Consider the following 16386-nt stretch of genomic DNA (forward strand, 5'->3'; position numbering starts at 1 on the left):
TGACCGAGATCCGGGTTTCAGCCATGTGTTTCGAGAGTGTTCGTCTGCGGTCGGCCGCGAAGGGGCGTTCCAGGGGATCTGTGCGCGGTTGGGGGAGTGCGTCTCTCGCGTTTCCGGTGGGATATCTTGATGGGATATCTCGAATTTCGGCGGGCCGGACCGTTCGGCATTCGAGTGGGGGTAAACAGAATTGCGGGCCGTTCACATTCATTCATGAATGTGAACGGCCCGTCGGCTTATCGGGAATATCGAGATTCTCGGCTGCGGATTCGGTTGTCGCGCAGCGGGATGGAATCGGCTAGGCGGTCGGGCTGCCTGGATGCACCGGATTACGCGGTGTATGGGCCGGTGTGGAACTTTCGGACTCTTCCGCGGCGATCATGTCCAAAACGCGATCACGCAGCGAGGCGGGCGGTGGGGTTGCCGACGCCGAGGCGAACAGGGTGAGAGCTTGTCGGTTCAGCTGCACTTCCGTGTTGAAGTCCGCACGCAGCACCGGGTCGTCGCCGTCGGCTATCTCCCGCACTGCGCGCTGGTCCTCGTCGCCGATCGACCCGAGCGCGACCATGTGCGCGAGATCGATCTGGCTTTCGTTCATCTCACGTCACTCCCAAATTCTTCTTCAGTCTGGTCAAACCGTCCCGAATACGGGACTTGACGGTCGGTAACCCTACGCCGAGCTGCGCGGCCACCTCCGCATACGTATGTCCGCCGAAGTAGGCGAGCGAAATCGCCTCTCGCTGTGTGGCGGTCAGCGTTTCCAGGCCCGCGCGCACGGCCTGCTGCTCCAGGCGCCGCCCGACCTCCTCGGTGACCTCGTCGAACTCGTTGCCGAGAGTGCTTGCGCCGTAGGCGACCTCGCGTAGGGCGTGGGCCTGTTCCGCGCGCACCCGGTCGACCGCCCGTCGATGGGCCAGCGTCATCAGCCAGGTGACCGCGGAACCCTTGGTCGCATCGAAATTGGCTGCGGTACGCCAGATCTGCAGATAGACCTCCTGCGTGGTCTCCTCCGCATAGCCCGGATCGTGTAGAACGCGCAGCACCAGGCCGAATACGCGTGCACAGGTTCGGTCGTACAGTTCGGCGAAGGCTCGCTGATCGGACAGTCCGCACCGTTCGAGCAGTGCTGCCAGTTCGAGTCCTTCGGCTGCGCGCGCCGTCACTGCAGAGTTCACGCTGGGGGAGTTCGCCCGCCCGTCCCGAAACGCTTGGTGGAACGAGTCGTCCTCTGCGGCTGACGGCCGCGTTGTCACAACGCTCCATTCTGTGTCATCGGCCACTACCGTAGCCTGCCGCTATGACCTCCTCTTCGCTGGGGTATCGGCAAAACCGACTGCGGCTCAGCGGTTTTCGGACATCGATCGACACGCGGAGAATTTTTCAGGAGACACGCCGCAGACACGCCGAAGGTATCTGCGAAACGCCGTCTTTTATGCACAGTGGATCAACGTCGAACTCGTTGTGACGGATACGGGCTGCTGCATGGTTGCGCAAGCCGTTTTCGTTGAATCAGGCGACGTGTGCCGTATATCGGATGGCAACGATGCCGACTGCTGCACCGCAGGTCCTACGGGGGTAGCCGAATATTCCAGGGTGCTCGTTCGTGCTGTTCACTGGCCGTGTGCTCGAGTGGCCGCGCATTTGCTAGGCATTCGGCGCACCCGCGCCCGCGGATGGGGAGAAATTTTCTCCGGACCTCTGTGACGAGCCGTCCGGCCTGCTCAGACGGCGACGCGGCGGCGGTTGCGGCGCGCGTGCATCTCGCGCTCGGTCTCGGACAGTCCGCCCCAGATGCCGTACGGCTCGCTGACCTTCAGGGCGTGGCTACGGCACTGCATGAGCACCGGGCAGTTCCGGCAGATCTCCTTGGCACGCAGCTCACGCTGGGTGCGGGCCCGGCCGCGTTCGCCGTCGGGATGGAAGAATACCGACGAGTCCACTCCGCGGCAGGAACCGCGCATCTGCCAATCCCAGACGTCGGCGTTCGGCCCGGGGAGGTGAGTGGGCATGGGCATGGTGAACTCCTTGATGGTGCGAGCTCGTCGGCGTTGTCGAGCGGTGCGGTAGCAACGGTCTGTCCGGCCCCGGGGCGTGGCCGGATGAGACCTCGCCGAGATCGGGCTCGGACCGTATCGCCGGGGGTCCGGCGATCGCAGTTCGCGGCACTCACATTTTCGTGAGGCGCCGACGACGGCGATGTCGTACGTTAGGACGGACAAACAAATCGAGTCAATAGTTTCCACATTGGGGATTTCAAATCGAGGGAATCGCAGATTTAACCTCTGCGCTGTTTACTTTTCAGCTCCCGGTCGAGATACTGATCTGTTTGGTGGTTGCAGCCGGTTGGCGCGCAATCATGTGAGCGCTCACAAAACCGCAGGTAAACGGTAGTTTCCTGATGGAAATGCGTGGTTCCCGCGACTCCCGTGCGCTTCGGGATATGTGACCCAGATCATGGTTTGAGCAGGCGGTTATCCGGCCCGAGGGGTATGCGGATGGACATTCCGGGGCGGGCAGGTTAATTACTCGAAAAGCATGCGAACTTTTGACGCGCGTGCTAGGCGATTGCGCGGAGTAGTTTTACGAGATCGAAACACCTGCGAGGCTTTCTGCATGCCGGATGGTTGCCAGGAGTTCCGCGAACGCATCGGAACGGGTGCGTCGATAGGGTACGGCGATGCACGAGTTCCGTTCTGAATCCCGGCCGCGGCACGCGATATTCGCCGCGGCCGCCTTCGGTCCCGACCCGTATGCGGCGACAGCGGAATTGCCCGCCGCCGCCGACGGCGTCGAGTCGTGGCTGCGCGCGGTCGCGCTGGGCGGGCAGGGCCGGTACGCCGCCGCTCGTGCCGAACTCCGCCGCACACACCGGCTGACCGGCGATTCGGCACTGCGTTCGCTGGCCGACAGCACCGAGGCGTCACTGCTGCGGCAGCTGGGCTGGCACGCCGAGGCGGCGATATCGGACGGGCGGGCGCTGGCCGGCGCCTGCGATTCGGGAACGTTGTCCGCGCCCGAGGTTCGCGTGGTTGACACCGAAGTGATCTTCGTCACCCGCATCGAAGCGGTGTGCGATGCGCTGACCGGACTTGCCGCCGATGCGCTCGGAACCGCCCGACCGGCGCTCGCCGCTCGGCTGCTGGAACGTTGCCGCCTTCCGTTAGAGGCGTGCGAGGGGTGGCGCACCCGGCTGCGCTGGCACTGGGTCTGCGCCGAGACCGCGCTCGCGGCCCCCGGCGCGAATCTGATCGAGCGTTCCGCCCGCGATCACGCCGCGGCGGCCGTGGCGATCGCGGAGCGCTGCCCCTCGGCGAGACACGCCGTCAAGTCCCGTCTACTCCTGGCCGCCGCGACGGCCGCCGAGGGTGCTCTCGGTCGCTCCGCCGAACTCGCGGCGGCCGTCGCCGAGCAGTGCCGCGAACACGGTTTGCTGCCGCTGCGATGGGCGAGCGCGATGCTGCGCGGCGGAGTCGAAACCGGTTCCGCCGCAACACGCGCGGCTGCCGAAGCCGCAGAGTGTGCGCGTGAACTGGCAGTACGCGGCGGTCGATTGCGTTCGGACACCGGGGTTCTCGGCGACCGATAGATTCACCGTGTTGCCGAGTCCGAGGTTTGGAACGGCTATTGTTGGTTTCGTTCCGCCGACCGGCGGAAGCACTGGTCAAACATGGACCGTGCCACTTGTAACGCCAGGAATATCTCTGACGATGACGCACACGGGCGAGGAGTTGGACACCGCCGTCGCTGCCGCAGCGCAGGGTGATCGTTCGGCTCTGGCCCAGGTATTGGAGATCGTTCGCCCGTTGGTAGTGCGCTACTGCCGGGCGCGAATCGGTTCCGCGGAGCGTGGGCAGCTCTCCGCGGACGACGTTGCGCAGGAGGTGTGCCTGGCCGTGATGACCGCCCTGCCGCGTTATCAGGACCAGGGCCGGCCCTTCATGGCTTTCGTTTACGGAATCGCTTCGCACAAGGTCGCCGACGCCCATCGCAACGCCGCCCGTAACAAGTCGGACGCGATGGCCGAAGTACCAGATGTCATATCCACCGACCAGGGGCCTGAGCAGCGAGCTCTCGAGTCCGAGGCCGGACGGCAGATGAACACCCTGCTGGCCACGCTTCCGGAGAAACACCGAGAGATCCTGATCCTGCGCCTGGTGATGGGTTTGTCAGCGGAAGAAACCGCAACCGCCGTGGGCAGTACGGCGGGTGCGGTGCGGGTGGCTCAGCACCGGGCCCTCGCGAAACTCAAGTCACAAGTGGCGAGGGCAGGTGAAATGTATGGCTAGGGATGGCGAGCGCGGTCGGGGCGACTGGAAGGCGCGGCTTGGATCGCAGAACAGCGGTCCCTACGCCGAGGATTCCGGTGACACCGGACCGGTGGATATCGTCGCGGTTCGTCGCGACGATGCGCTGATCGATGCGATCGCCGGCGATGGGACCGTTTCGACGGACAGCGACGAGGAGTATCAACTCGCGACGCTGCTGGCGAGCTGGCGGTCCGACATCGTCGACGAGCCGTTGCCGGCCGGACCGGATCTGGACGACATTGTCGCGGCTGTCAACCAGGAAATCGGTGCTCGGCAGACAAGGGTCAACGCCACCAAACGCGGTCACCTCCGGCTCGTCCGCCCGCTCATGGGCGCCGCGGCCGCGATAGCGCTGATCGCCGGTGGTATGACGGCGTTCTCCTACAATGCCGAGCCCGGCGATCCGCTGTGGAAGGTCAAGGAGGTCGTGTTCAGTCAGCAGGCCCAGACCACCATCGCGCAGAACGCTCAGGGCGATATGGCCAAGGCGCAGGATCTGATCGCCGCGGGGCATCCCGATCAGGCCAAGCCGCTCCTGGCGAGCGCGCAGGCCAGTGCCGGGCAGATCAGCGATTCGGGTCGCAAGCAGACTCTCAACGACCGGTGGAACCAGGTCTGGACGCAGCTGCAGGCGAAAGCTCCGGAGATCGCCGCCTCGCTGATTCCCAGCGGCGTTCCGGTGCCCACGCTGCCGAACTCGTCCGCGTTGCCCACGACGCTCCCGTCGTGGCCCAACAGCGGACATCCGGGCAGCGGGACTCCCTCGACCACGCGGGACCCGCGGATTCTGCAGGGCACGCCGGGGCAGCCCACTTCTCCGCATTCGCCGGTCAGCACGGTGCCCGGCGGCGGTGCGACGCTGCCGACCACCCTGCCGGGGACCCCGCCGACCTCACATTCGAATCCGCCGACCACGGTGGTTCCGCCGACCACCCGGCCCGGCGGACACGAGCCCGGTTCGACCGTTCAGCCCACGGGCCTGCCGACCAGCATCGTGGTCGTCCCGACGATGGGGACGGGGCCCACGACGCATCCGATCCCGACGGAGAATCCGGTGCCCACCCAGCATTCGCTGCCGTCGGTGAATCCGGGCCCGGTCGTACCCTCGACGGTGCACATACCGTCGGGGGGCGGTCTGCCGTCAGGGGGCGGTCTCCTGCCTGGTGGGGGAATCAAATAGCCCGCAGCGCAGGCACAATCGAACAACGAGGCGTTCTCGCAACGACCGGACGGCCCCCAGGGCGTCCGGTTTTTCTTTTCGCCCGGCCGACGTCACATGCGTCGGCCGGGCGAAAAGTCGGTCAGGCGTCGAACCCGTCGAATCCGTCGCCGTGCAACGCTTCGTTCATCGAGGCGTCGGCGTACCCGCGGCAGTAGTCCCACGTCACGTAGGCCTCCGGGGTCGGATCGTAGGCGGGCTCGTGCGGGCGCACCGTACCGTCGACCAGGAGCTGGAGTAGGTTGGCGCGCAACATATCCCAATCGTGGTAGTGATCTTGCCGACAGTCCTCGCAGCTGACCACGAGCCCGCGGATACCGCGGTGCGCCAGTAGCGCCTCGTAGACAGCGAGGTCGGCGAGATCCTCTTCGACCGCTAGCCGCTCGTGAGGATCCAGCGGCTCCCCAGGCTCGATGGCATCCAGCGCGGCCGACGGGTCGGAGGGATCTCCGGCGAACGGGTCCGGCGGCAGGCCAGGTGGTAGATGGTCACGCACATTCCCACGGTACGCAGAACCACCCCCTCCGCGCCAGCGCTGCGCATATTTTGACGCGCTTGTCGCACCGATTCGAGGGGTTGGGGCGGTGCACCGGGGCCTGCGGTCCGAAAACAACCGGCAACGGATGACTGTGCGGGACAGATCAGTCCGGCCCGGAGCCTGGGCGCGTCCAGCAAACCCCGCATACCCCCGAACGCGCAACTCGGGAGGCATCGGGTCCGGGCGCTGGTCCGGTGTCGGCGGAGCCGCCGCACTCGCACACATTCGCGGCCGATAGCATGGACCCCAGGTGCCGGGAAGAGTCTTCGGTGCCGTATCCGTCAGAATAAATTCGCGAGCTCGGGCGTGTTCCGGGCTCACGGCGTTCGAGGTCCAGGAGGGGTCGATCCGATGAGTAGTCCCGTGATGGGCGAACACGCCGTCCGCCCTCGTACGGGTGGCGACGATCCGAACAAGATCGCCATGCTCGGCCTCACATTCGACGATGTGCTGCTGTTGCCCGCCGCTTCGGATCTGATCCCCAGCTCGGTGCAGACGTCGAGTCGGTTGAGCCGGGAGATCACCCTGCGCACGCCGCTGGTGAGTTCGGCGATGGACACCGTCACCGAGGCTCGCATGGCGATCGCGATGGCGCGTGCGGGCGGTATGGGCGTGCTGCACCGCAATCTCGCGGCCGCCGATCAGGCATCACAGGTGGAGACGGTGAAGCGCTCCGAGGCGGGCATGGTCACCGATCCGGTCACCTGCCGCCCCAGCGACACTCTCGCCGAGGTCGACGCGATGTGCGCGCGCTTCCGCATCTCCGGTCTGCCGGTGGTGGACGAGACCGGTGAGCTGGTGGGCATCATCACCAACCGCGACATGCGTTTCGAGGTCGATCAGAACCGCCGGGTCGCCGATGTGATGACCAAGGCGCCGCTGATCACCGCGCAGGAGGGCGTCACCGCCGAGGCCGCGCTGGGCCTGCTGCGTCGCCACAAGGTGGAGAAGCTGCCGATCGTGGACGGCGAGGGCCGGTTGCGCGGGCTCATCACCGTCAAGGACTTCGTCAAGACCGACCAGTACCCGAATGCGACCAAGGACCGCGACGGGCGCCTGCTGGTCGGCGCGGCCGTGGGCGTCGGCGAGGACTCCTGGTCCCGCGCGATGACGCTGGCCGACGCCGGGGTCGATGTGCTCGTGGTGGATACCGCACACGGCCATCAGGTGCAGGTGCTGGAGATGGTCACCAAGGTCAAGACCGAGGTCGGCGATCGCATCCAGATCGTCGGCGGCAACGTCGCGACGCGCGAGGGCGCCTCGGCGCTGATCGCGGCAGGCGTGGACGCGGTGAAGGTGGGCGTGGGCCCCGGCTCGATCTGCACCACCCGCGTGGTCGCCGGTGTCGGCGCGCCGCAGATCACTGCGATCCTCGAGGCCGTGGCGGTCTGCAAGCCGGCCGGAGTGCCGGTGATCGCCGACGGCGGCATCCAGTTCTCCGGTGACATCGCCAAGGCCATCGCGGCCGGTGCGTCCACCGTGATGCTCGGCTCCTTGCTGGCCGGTACCGCCGAGTCGCCCGGTGAGCTGATCCTGGTGGGCGGCAAGCAGTTCAAGAGCTACCGCGGCATGGGTTCGCTGGGTGCGATGCAGGGGCGTGGGCAGGCCAAGTCCTACTCGAAGGATCGCTACTTCCAGGACGACGTGCTCGCCGAGGACAAACTGGTGCCCGAGGGCATCGAGGGCCGGGTGCCGTTCCGCGGCCCGGTCAACCAGGTGATCCACCAGTTGGTCGGCGGTCTGCGGGCAGCCATGGGCTACACCGGATCGCAGTCGATCACCGATCTGCAGGACAAGCAGTTCGTGCAGATCACCGCGGCCGGGCTCAAGGAGAGCCACCCGCACGACATCACGATGACGGTCGAGGCGCCCAACTACACCGGGCGCGGCTGACACCCCCGGTAACCGGGGGGTGACTGGGCGCGGGTGAGGGTGGTTAGGCTCTTGCTGTGCGTCCGGATTCTCGCGACAGCGGGCCTGATGGTTCGTCGCGGGCGACGGGGGCAGTTGCGTGTGCGGCGCGCCCGGCCGTCCGGACCGTGACATGTGCGGTCACGGAGCACCCGGCGGCTCCGCAGACCGGCGAGCCTCCCGGCTCCGCAAACCCGCGATGCCCGAGGCGGCGCAGCACACACTGCGCAGGAATTAAGGAGTACTTACATGCGCGACATGGTCGAGATCGGCATGGGCCGGACCGCCCGGCGGACATACGAACTGGACGATGTCGACATCGTTCCCTCCCGGCGCACCCGCTCGTCCAAGCAGGTGTCGCTGGCCTGGCAGCTGGACGCCTACCGGTTCGACATCCCGCTGGTGGCGCATCCGACCGACGCACTGGTGTCGCCGGAGTTCGCGATCGAGCTCGGCCGCCTCGGCGGGCTCGGCGTCATCAACGGTGAGGGGCTGTGGGCCCGGCACGCGGATGTCGCTTCCTGTATCGACCGCCTGCTGGAGGTGGCCGAGAAGGAGGGCACCGAGGCCGCGATCGCCCTGCTGCAGTCGCTGCACGCCGCGCCGATGCAGCCGGATCTGCTGGCCTCGGCGGTCGCGCAGGTGCGGGCCGCCGGTGTGACCATGGCGGTGCGGGTGAGTCCGCAGAACGCTCGCGCGCTGACCCCGAGCCTGGTGCAGGCCGGGATCGACCTGCTGGTCGTGCACGGCACCATCATCTCCGCCGAACACGTCGGCGACGGAGAGCCGCTGAACCTCAAGACCTTCATCGCCGAACTGGACGTTCCGGTGGTGGCGGGCGGGGTGAGCGACCACCGCACCGCACTGCATCTGATGCGCACCGGCGCGGCCGGCGTCATCGTCGGGTACGGCTCCACCGCGGGCGCGACCACCACCGGTGAGGTGCTGGGCATCGGGGTGCCGATGGCGACCGCGATCGCCGATGCCGCCGCGGCCCGCCGAGACTACCTCGACGAGACCGGCGGCCGGTATGTGCACGTCATCGCGGACGGTGACATCGTGTCCTCCGGGCAGTTGGCCAAGGCCATCGCCTGCGGCGCCGATGCGGCCATGCTCGGCGTCCCGCTGGCCCTGGCGCAGGAGTCGCCCGCGCGCGGCTGGTACTGGCCCGCCGCGGCCGCGCATCCGTCCGTCCCGCGTGGGGCCCTGCTGAAGTTCGCCGACGAGGACGACCGCCCGACCCTGCAGCAGCTGCTCTACGGCCCGTCCAGCGATCCGTGGGGTTCGGTGAATCTCGTTGGCGGCCTTCGCCGTTCGATGGCCAAGGCCGGCTACCGCGAACTGAAGGAATTCCAGAAGGTCGGCCTGAGCGTGCGCGCTTAGTGGGACTGGGTCAGCACTGTTTCGCGGAGGAATTTGCGGATGACCGAGTTGACCTGGGCCGGGTGGGTCATGTTGACCGCCTGACGGGCTGCCTCGATCTCGACGAACCGTGAATTCGTCAGGCGCCGCGCCATTTCCACCGCATTGGTGCGGGCGATACCGGCCTGGGTGGGGTGGATGACCAGGACCGGGCAGGTGATCTCGGGCAGTCGGTCCAGGATCGAATCACGGCCCAGGATGCAGCCCGCGGCCACCTCGGTGGCGTGCGGGTCGCGCGCGAGCCAGCGCTTGACCCACACCGCGCGGTACCAGGCGTCCTCGCCGATCAGCCACTGCGCCAGATGCTCGGCCATCTGACGGCGCAGGCGCGGTTCGTGCCAGCGCTCCAGGAAGCGACGGGAATTGTCCAGCTCGTGTGTGGTCGGGGCGTGCGCCTCGGTGGCGATGAGGATCAGCGCCGCGACCCGGTCGGGGGCCAGCAGCGCCGTGCGGATGGCGCTGAACCCGCCCTGGGAGGTGCCGCCCACGATCGCGCGCTCGACCCGCAACTGGTCCAGCACGGTGAGCGCATCGCGCGCGGAGGTCCAGTAACTGAACGGCAGCCCCTGATCCCGGGTGTCCCCATGCCCGCGGGCATCCCAGGTGACGATGCGGAATTCCGGGGACAGCGCAGCGACCTGCGAGGCGAACATCGTTCTGTCCATGAAGAATTCGTGCCCGAGTAGCACAACCGGGCCGTGTCCGCCGCTGTCCTCGTAGTGGATTTCGGCGTCGATCGCACGGGCGAATGGCACGAGCACGAGGATAGCTGGAACACCCGTCCCGCATGGGCGGTTGTCCAGCTTGTCCCACCGGTACTCCACGATGTGCCGCCGAATCCGCGGCTGCTCCCGGTTCGCCGGAGCGATGTTGCGCCGCACGGTGATTCGATCACGCCGTTGTGACGAGCCGGTATGGACCGTTGTCGTATGGCTCGTCCGTCCAGAGGCGTTGCACGATGGTCGGCTCCGGGCCGATGACGAGCGACGTCGTGGGCTTCGTAGACTGTTTCGGTGGCAGAAACCCAGCGACCGGTGCTCGTTGTCGATTTCGGGGCGCAGTACGCGCAGTTGATCGCGCGGCGGGTTCGTGAATCCAGCGTGTACTCCGAGGTGATCCCGCACTCCACGACCGTCGAGGAGATCGCCGAGCGGGCGCCGCTCGCGGTGATCCTGTCCGGCGGGCCGTCGAGTGTGTACGCCGACGGTGCGCCGCAGCTGGATCCGCGCCTGTTCGATCTGAACGTCCCGGTCTTCGGCATCTGCTACGGATTCCAGGCGATGGCCCAGGCCCTGGGCGGTACGGTCGCGCACACCGGCACCCGCGAGTACGGACGCACCGAACTCAGCGTCGACGGCGGTGTGCTGCACGGCGGCCTGCCCACCGTGCAGCCGGTGTGGATGAGCCACGGTGACGCGGTCACCGACGCTCCGGCGGGATTCGAGGTCACCGGCACCAGTGCGGGCGCGCCGGTGGCGGCCTTCGAGGACACCGAGCGGCGGCTGGCCGGTGTGCAGTACCACCCCGAGGTCCTGCACTCCCCGCACGGTCAGCAGGTGCTGAGCCGGTTCCTGCACGAGATCGCCGGTATTCCGGCGTCGTGGACCCCGGCCAATATCGCCGAGGTGCTGATCACGCAGGTACAGGATCAGGTCGGCGACGGACACGCGATCTGCGGTCTGTCCGGCGGCGTGGACTCCGCGGTGGCCGCGGCGCTGGTGCAGCGGGCCATCGGCGACAGGCTGACCTGTGTGTTCGTCGATCACGGTCTGCTGCGCGCGGGCGAACGCGAGCAGGTGCAACGTGATTTCGTCGCCGCGACCGGCGCCAAACTGGTGACCGTCGACGCGGTGGACAAATTCCTCGGTGAGCTGAAGGGCGTCACCGATCCGGAGGAGAAGCGCAAGATCATCGGGCGTGAGTTCATCCGCTCGTTCGAGGACGCCGTCGCGCAGGTCGTGAAAGATGCCGGGGCCGTGGAGGGTTCGGCTCCGAAGGTGGAATTCCTGGTGCAGGGCACGCTGTATCCGGATGTGGTGGAATCCGGCGGCGGCTCGGGGACGGCGAATATCAAGAGCCACCACAATGTCGGCGGTCTGCCGGACGATCTGGAGTTCTCCCTCGTCGAACCGCTGCGGTTGCTGTTCAAGGACGAGGTGCGCGCGGTCGGGCGCGAATTGGGCCTGCCCGAGGAAATCGTTGCGCGCCAGCCGTTCCCGGGGCCCGGACTGGCCATCCGCATCGTCGGCGAGGTCACCGGGGACAGGCTCGAGACGCTGCGGCACGCCGACGCCATCGCCCGCGAGGAGTTGACCGCGGCCGGGCTGGACCGGCAGATCTGGCAGTGCCCGGTGGTGCTGCTGGCCGATGTGCGCAGTGTGGGCGTCCAGGGGGACGGCCGCACCTACGGTCATCCGATCGTGCTGCGCCCGGTATCCAGCGAGGACGCGATGACCGCGGACTGGACGCGGCTGCCGTTCGACGTCCTCGAGCGCATCTCCACCCGCATCACCAACGAGGTCGCCGAGATCAACCGCGTGGTGCTCGACGTGACCAGCAAGCCACCGGGGACCATCGAGTGGGAGTGAGACCAGGCTCAGCCCGTGTCGGGGACCATCGAGCGGGAGTGAGACCAGGCTCAGCCCGTGTCGGGGACCATCGAGCGGGAGTGAGTGCGGGGCTCATATGAGGGCAGGGCCCGGACCGTCGAACGGTCCGGGCCCTGCTGTTTCGGGAGTGTCAGCGTCGTCGTCGACGCGGCGAGATCACCATCACGATCCCGGCCACGATGGCCACGGCCACCACGATCCAGCCGACCGGGACGATGCTGTGCGCGGGCCACGCGGACGGTCCGAGGAACGCCCACACACTCACCACCAGCGCCAGAAATCCGGCGAACAGGAGTGAGAACGACGGTCCGCGGCGGGTTTCCGGATCATCGGTCCTGGTGTGCTCAGCCATGGGTCACCTCCGCATCTCCGGCCTGAACATCGACATCGAGGGTGAGCACCGGGCCGGTGGCCGGGCCCACGAGTCCTTGCGGGCAGCTGACATCGCCCACTTTCGCCCGGCATCGCGCGTCCAGGCGCATCGATGCGGGCACCAGGACGTGGAAGTCGCCGGCGCGCACATGTACCGCGACCGTGCGATTCTCGGTGAGGTTCAACGACCGCAGGTCCAGCGTTCCATCGCCGACGGTGATCTGGTAGGCGGGATTCAGTTCGGCCATCGTGGCCGGTTTCCAGGTGTGCTCACCCATCGCGGAGCGGTCGAATGTCACCGGGCCGACGAGCGAGGCCAGGATCACGAATCCGGCCAGCGGCGCCAGCAGCACCATCAGACCGTAGCCGCGCCGCAGGAACGCGCCGATCAGCAGACCCAATCCGACCACCGTCAGTGCGACCGCGCCGATCCGGCCCGGGGTCATCCAGCTCACTCCGGCGGCCGTCAGCGCACCCGCTCCCGCCGCCGCGAGTACGGCCAGGCCGATCACGATCGGGGTGAGCCGGGAGCGGGGACGCGGCGGCGGCGGGGTCGGCAGTACCGGTCCGCGCGGGGTGGGATCGGGCAGATCCCAGGCCAGCGGGGTCACCCCGAGCGGATCCCAGCCCGAGGCGGTCGGGCCGATCTTGGACGGGTCCGGCGTCGGCCGGAACGGGCCGGTGCGCGGAGGTGGGATCGGTTGTGTCGCCTCGTCCGTCGGTGTGCTGGACGAATCCTGTTCTGTGGGAGTCGAATCCAGCGGGGGATCGGTGCGGAGTACGGCGGTGTTCGACGCGGTGGCATCGCCATCGGCTTCCGGGGCGCGGTCCTGCGGAATGACCTCGGTAACCGTCTCGAATGATGAAACCTGCTGTTCAGCAGTGCTTTTCGGCTGATCCGGCTCGTAGTGATCGGGCAGTCTGGTGTAGGGGCCGTAGGTCGGCCCGGTCCAGGCTGGACCGCCCGGGAACACCCCGGGATATCCGGTCGGGGCGGGTCCGCCGTCGGGCAACAGCGGATCGGTGCTGCCCGCGGGCGGATTGGGTTGCCGCAGGTACAGCAGCCACCAGCCGGCCACCATCAGCGCGAAACTGATCAGTCCGGCCCCGCCGAGTCCGGCGCCCACCGGTCCCACCGTGCTGACCGCGATCACCAGCGCCACGATCAGCACCAGCGTCTTGGTCGGCGACTGCATACTGTGTCCCCGGCCGATCAGGCTCTCCGCGGCGGACACGTCGTCCTGCGCGGCGGGCATCAGCAACCATGCCAGCAGATACAGCACGATGCCCGATCCACCGAAGATCGTCGACACCACGAAGGCGACCCGCACCAGCACCGGGTCCACCCCGTAGCGTTGCCCGAACCCGGCCGCCACACCGGCGACCGGCCCCCGGCGCGGCAGTCGCACCGGCCGCGTCCGCCACAGGTGCTGGAGCTGTTCGTTGAATCCGGTCCGGCCGGCCCCGCCGGTCCAGCCGTTCGCTCTGGTCATGGTGTCCATGGTGGCCGTGCCGGTGCCCGGATCGCATCGGGGATGACCCTGATTGGTCTCGGAGAAAATCGGTTACGGCGACGATCGCGCTACATCACGACCGGATCGCCCATCACCCACTCACCCCCGTCGACCTGCGGGTGTTCTCGCGGGATCCGGCAGCGTGCTCGTGTGACGGCAGCGGGCGATCCGGGAGTGCCGGATAACGTGGGTGGATGCGGAGCGTTGAACTCCCTGCTCGGGTGATCTTCCTCAACGGCACGTCGAGCGCGGGTAAGACCACGTTGGCGCGGGCCATCCAGGATGAGAGCGATGTCCCGTTCGTCTATTGGGGGATCGACACCCTGTTCGGTCTGGTGCCGCCGAATTGGGGTGGTGGACGCGATGGTCCGCTCAGTCGTGACGGATTCTGGTACGACCGGACCGGCCATGATGCGGACGGTCATCCGGTGCTGGTCGTCCGCTACGGCCACGTCGGGTACCGGATGCTGCGGTCGGGGTGTGCTGCGGCCGCGGAGTTCGCCCGCGGGGGCGATCACCTGGTCATCGACGAGATGCTGCTGTCCCCGGACCTGCTGCCGATGTGGCTGGATGCGCTGGCCGGCCTGGATGTTCAGTTGGTCGGTGTCACCTGTCCGCCGGCCGTCGCCGAGCAGCGGGAACTGGCTCGCGGCAAGACGATCGGCTTGGCGCGAGGCCATCTGGGCACGGTGCACGATCACGGCCACCCCTACGACACGATTGTCGACACGAGCACTGCAACGCCCGCCGAACTGGCCGGAGTCGTGCTGCGGCGAGAGCAGACGGCGGGCAAGTGACGTCGTCCCGACCACGTATGCGGTGACGGATGCGACCTGCGGGTGACGACTGCGACCTGTCGCATGGCTCGCGGAAATGGGGTATTTCCCCGATGGTCGGTGTCGGTGGGGCGTGTCAGTATCGAGGCATGTATCCGTCCATGCCCGCCTTCGATGCCCGTGGGGTCGAGTCCACCGCGCCGCGAATGCAGCGGCGGTCCGGGGGCCGTGTCGTGGGCGGGGTGGCCGGTGGCATCGCCGATCATCTCGGGGTCGACGTGTTCAAGGTGCGTGTCACCTTCGTGCTGCTGTCGGCGCTGATGGGTGCGGGCATCGCCGCGTACGGGATGCTGTGGGCGTTCACTCCGTCCGGTGCGGAGGGGCCGGCGCCGACGGCCCGGGAGCGGCGGCAGGCGGCCGGGCTGGCGCTGCTGGGTGTGGCGCTGGCTGTGTCGATGTCCTGGTTGTTCAGCGGTTCCGCGGCCCGGGTGGTCGGGCCGATCGTCGTGGTCGCGGTGGGTGCGGCGCTGGTGTGGCGGGAATTCGACGCGGAGGGTCCGCGGTCGATGTTCGGGCTGCCCGCTCGGCCCACGGTGCTCACCTGGACGCGCATCGTGGCGGGCGCGACGTTGATCGTGGTCGGGTTGGGCGTGGTGGTCCTGGGGCGGATCAATCTGAGTTCACTGGGCTCCGCGCTGATCGCGGTCGCGGTCACGCTGATCGGGGTCGGCCTGCTGACCGTGCCGCTGTGGCTGCGCATGATGCGGGCGCTGAACTCCGAGCGCGCCGCCCGCATCCGCAACGAGGAACGCGAGGAGATCGCCTCCCATCTGCACGATTCGGTGCTGCAGACGTTGGCGCTGATCCAACGGCAGGCCGAGGATTCCCAGGAGGTGGTGCGGCTGGCTCGCAGTCAGGAGCGCGAACTGCGCAAATGGCTGTTCGAGGACGCCACGCCCGCCCAGTCGAGTCTGGCCGCCGCGTTGCGCACCATCGCCGGTGAGGTGGAGGACCAGCACGGGGTGAAGGTCGCGCCGGTGACCGTCGGCGATGTGTCGATGGATCCGGGCGATACCGGATTCGGGCTGCCCCGAGAGCATTTCACCGCACTGCTCGGGGCGACCCGCGAGGCGCTGGTCAATGCCGCCAAACACGCCGGGGTGCCCACCATCGATCTGTTCGCGGAGGTCGAACCGCATCAGGTGGGTGTGTTCGTGCGCGACCGCGGAGCCGGTTTCGATCCGGCCGACGTCCCGGCGGATCGTCAGGGCCTGGCCAAATCCATCCATGCCCGGATCGAGCGTCGCGGCGGCACGGTGGTGATCGATTCGACGCCGGGACGCGGTACCGAGGTGCGGATCACGTTGCCGCGCAGTGATTCGGAGGGGGCGGAGGATGTGTCGGGTGCCGGAGGTCCGGGTGATGCGGTGGATCCCGAGAGACCGGGCGGGATGTCGGATACCGGACCATCGGGTGATGCGGCGAATTCCGGGGCCGTCGGATCCGTGGGGTCGACGGACGCCTCCGAACCTGCCACCGTTCCCGAATCCGAGTTCGGAAGGCACTGAGGCGCAACCTGTTCCGCGTGCGCCTACGACCCGCGAATCGGTTCGGCGAGGACGAGGCCGAACCTCGCGTCCAGGAATTCGAGCCGTGTCGGGACCGGCCGAGCCGCTGCAGTCTTCCGCGGACATGTTCGCGCGTCGAACAGGCATGAT

At 67.7% G+C, this 16386-nt stretch carries 15 protein-coding genes; 8 read left to right on the forward strand and 7 right to left on the reverse strand.

The annotated features are described in order from the left end of the window. Window positions 1-298 precede the first annotated feature (298 nt). The 3 genes from ON40_RS05965 to ON40_RS05975 form a co-directional block, all read right to left on the reverse strand. A complete protein-coding gene (locus tag ON40_RS05965; RefSeq protein WP_051192733.1) occupies window positions 299-598 on the reverse strand; it encodes a hypothetical protein in 300 nt (99 codons plus the stop codon). 1 nt (window position 599) lies between these two features. Next, window positions 600-1175 carry a sigma-70 family RNA polymerase sigma factor gene (locus tag ON40_RS05970; protein ID WP_040819222.1) on the reverse strand — a complete coding sequence of 192 codons (576 nt, stop codon included), beginning with the start codon at window positions 1173-1175 and terminating at the stop codon, window positions 600-602. Window positions 1176-1721: 546 nt separating this feature from the next. Then, window positions 1722-2015, reverse strand: a complete 294-nt coding sequence (locus ON40_RS05975) for a WhiB family transcriptional regulator (RefSeq protein ID WP_040819224.1) — start codon at window positions 2013-2015, stop codon at window positions 1722-1724. A 662-nt stretch (window positions 2016-2677) separates the two neighbouring features. Between ON40_RS05975 and ON40_RS05980 the strand changes: the two genes are divergently transcribed. The 3 genes from ON40_RS05980 to ON40_RS05990 all read left to right on the forward strand — a co-directional run bounded on the left by ON40_RS05980 (window position 2678) and on the right by ON40_RS05990 (window position 5487). Beyond that, a complete protein-coding gene (locus ON40_RS05980) occupies window positions 2678-3586 on the forward strand; it encodes a hypothetical protein (protein ID WP_040819226.1) in 909 nt (302 codons plus the stop codon). 121 nt (window positions 3587-3707) lie between these two features. Further along, the gene (locus ON40_RS05985; RefSeq protein ID WP_040819228.1) at window positions 3708-4286 is read left to right on the forward strand and encodes a sigma-70 family RNA polymerase sigma factor; all 579 of its coding nucleotides are present in this window, start codon (window positions 3708-3710) and stop codon (window positions 4284-4286) included. Further along, entirely contained in the window at window positions 4279-5487 is a 1209-nt protein-coding gene (locus ON40_RS05990; protein WP_051192734.1) for an anti-sigma-D factor RsdA, read from the forward strand. The genes ON40_RS05985 and ON40_RS05990 overlap by 8 nt, the downstream gene beginning before the upstream one ends. A gap of 121 nt (window positions 5488-5608) precedes the next feature. Here the strand turns inward: ON40_RS05990 and ON40_RS05995 are convergent, their stop codons facing one another. Further along, window positions 5609-6022 carry a DUF5319 domain-containing protein gene (locus ON40_RS05995; RefSeq protein WP_019932909.1) on the reverse strand — a complete coding sequence of 138 codons (414 nt, stop codon included), beginning with the start codon at window positions 6020-6022 and terminating at the stop codon, window positions 5609-5611. A gap of 393 nt (window positions 6023-6415) precedes the next feature. Between ON40_RS05995 and guaB the strand changes: the two genes are divergently transcribed. Together guaB and ON40_RS06005 are read left to right on the forward strand one after the other, a co-directional pair. After that, the gene (guaB, locus tag ON40_RS06000; protein WP_235747217.1) at window positions 6416-7957 is read left to right on the forward strand and encodes an IMP dehydrogenase; all 1542 of its coding nucleotides are present in this window, start codon (window positions 6416-6418) and stop codon (window positions 7955-7957) included. A gap of 267 nt (window positions 7958-8224) precedes the next feature. Next, window positions 8225-9358 (forward strand): GuaB3 family IMP dehydrogenase-related protein, encoded by a 1134-nt coding sequence (locus ON40_RS06005; protein WP_040819235.1) that lies wholly within the window; start codon window positions 8225-8227, stop codon window positions 9356-9358. On the opposite strand, the gene ON40_RS06010 is transcribed toward ON40_RS06005, so the two are convergent. Then, window positions 9355-10152 (reverse strand): alpha/beta fold hydrolase, encoded by a 798-nt coding sequence (locus tag ON40_RS06010; RefSeq protein WP_040819579.1) that lies wholly within the window; start codon window positions 10150-10152, stop codon window positions 9355-9357. The genes ON40_RS06005 and ON40_RS06010 overlap by 4 nt on opposite strands. 258 nt (window positions 10153-10410) lie before the next feature. Between ON40_RS06010 and guaA the strand changes: the two genes are divergently transcribed. Then, window positions 10411-11985, forward strand: coding sequence for a glutamine-hydrolyzing GMP synthase (gene guaA, locus ON40_RS06015; RefSeq protein WP_040819237.1), 1575 nt, complete (start codon window positions 10411-10413; stop codon window positions 11983-11985). A 151-nt stretch (window positions 11986-12136) separates the two neighbouring features. Here the strand turns inward: guaA and ON40_RS06020 are convergent, their stop codons facing one another. Then, window positions 12137-12358 carry a hypothetical protein gene (locus tag ON40_RS06020; protein ID WP_040819239.1) on the reverse strand — a complete coding sequence of 74 codons (222 nt, stop codon included), beginning with the start codon at window positions 12356-12358 and terminating at the stop codon, window positions 12137-12139. Next, window positions 12351-13871 (reverse strand): PspC domain-containing protein, encoded by a 1521-nt coding sequence (locus ON40_RS06025; protein ID WP_040819580.1) that lies wholly within the window; start codon window positions 13869-13871, stop codon window positions 12351-12353. The genes ON40_RS06020 and ON40_RS06025 overlap by 8 nt, the downstream gene beginning before the upstream one ends. A gap of 215 nt (window positions 13872-14086) precedes the next feature. Between ON40_RS06025 and ON40_RS06030 the strand changes: the two genes are divergently transcribed. Then, window positions 14087-14689: a chloramphenicol phosphotransferase CPT family protein gene (locus ON40_RS06030; RefSeq protein ID WP_040819241.1), complete on the forward strand. Its 603-nt coding sequence runs from the start codon at window positions 14087-14089 to the stop codon at window positions 14687-14689. A 128-nt stretch (window positions 14690-14817) separates the two neighbouring features. Further along, window positions 14818-16236, forward strand: a complete 1419-nt coding sequence (locus ON40_RS06035; protein ID WP_083895432.1) for an ATP-binding protein — start codon at window positions 14818-14820, stop codon at window positions 16234-16236. Window positions 16237-16386 lie beyond the last annotated feature (150 nt).

Source organism: Nocardia jiangxiensis NBRC 101359, assembly GCF_000308615.1.
In the GTDB taxonomy this organism is placed as follows: domain Bacteria; phylum Actinomycetota; class Actinomycetes; order Mycobacteriales; family Mycobacteriaceae; genus Nocardia; species Nocardia jiangxiensis.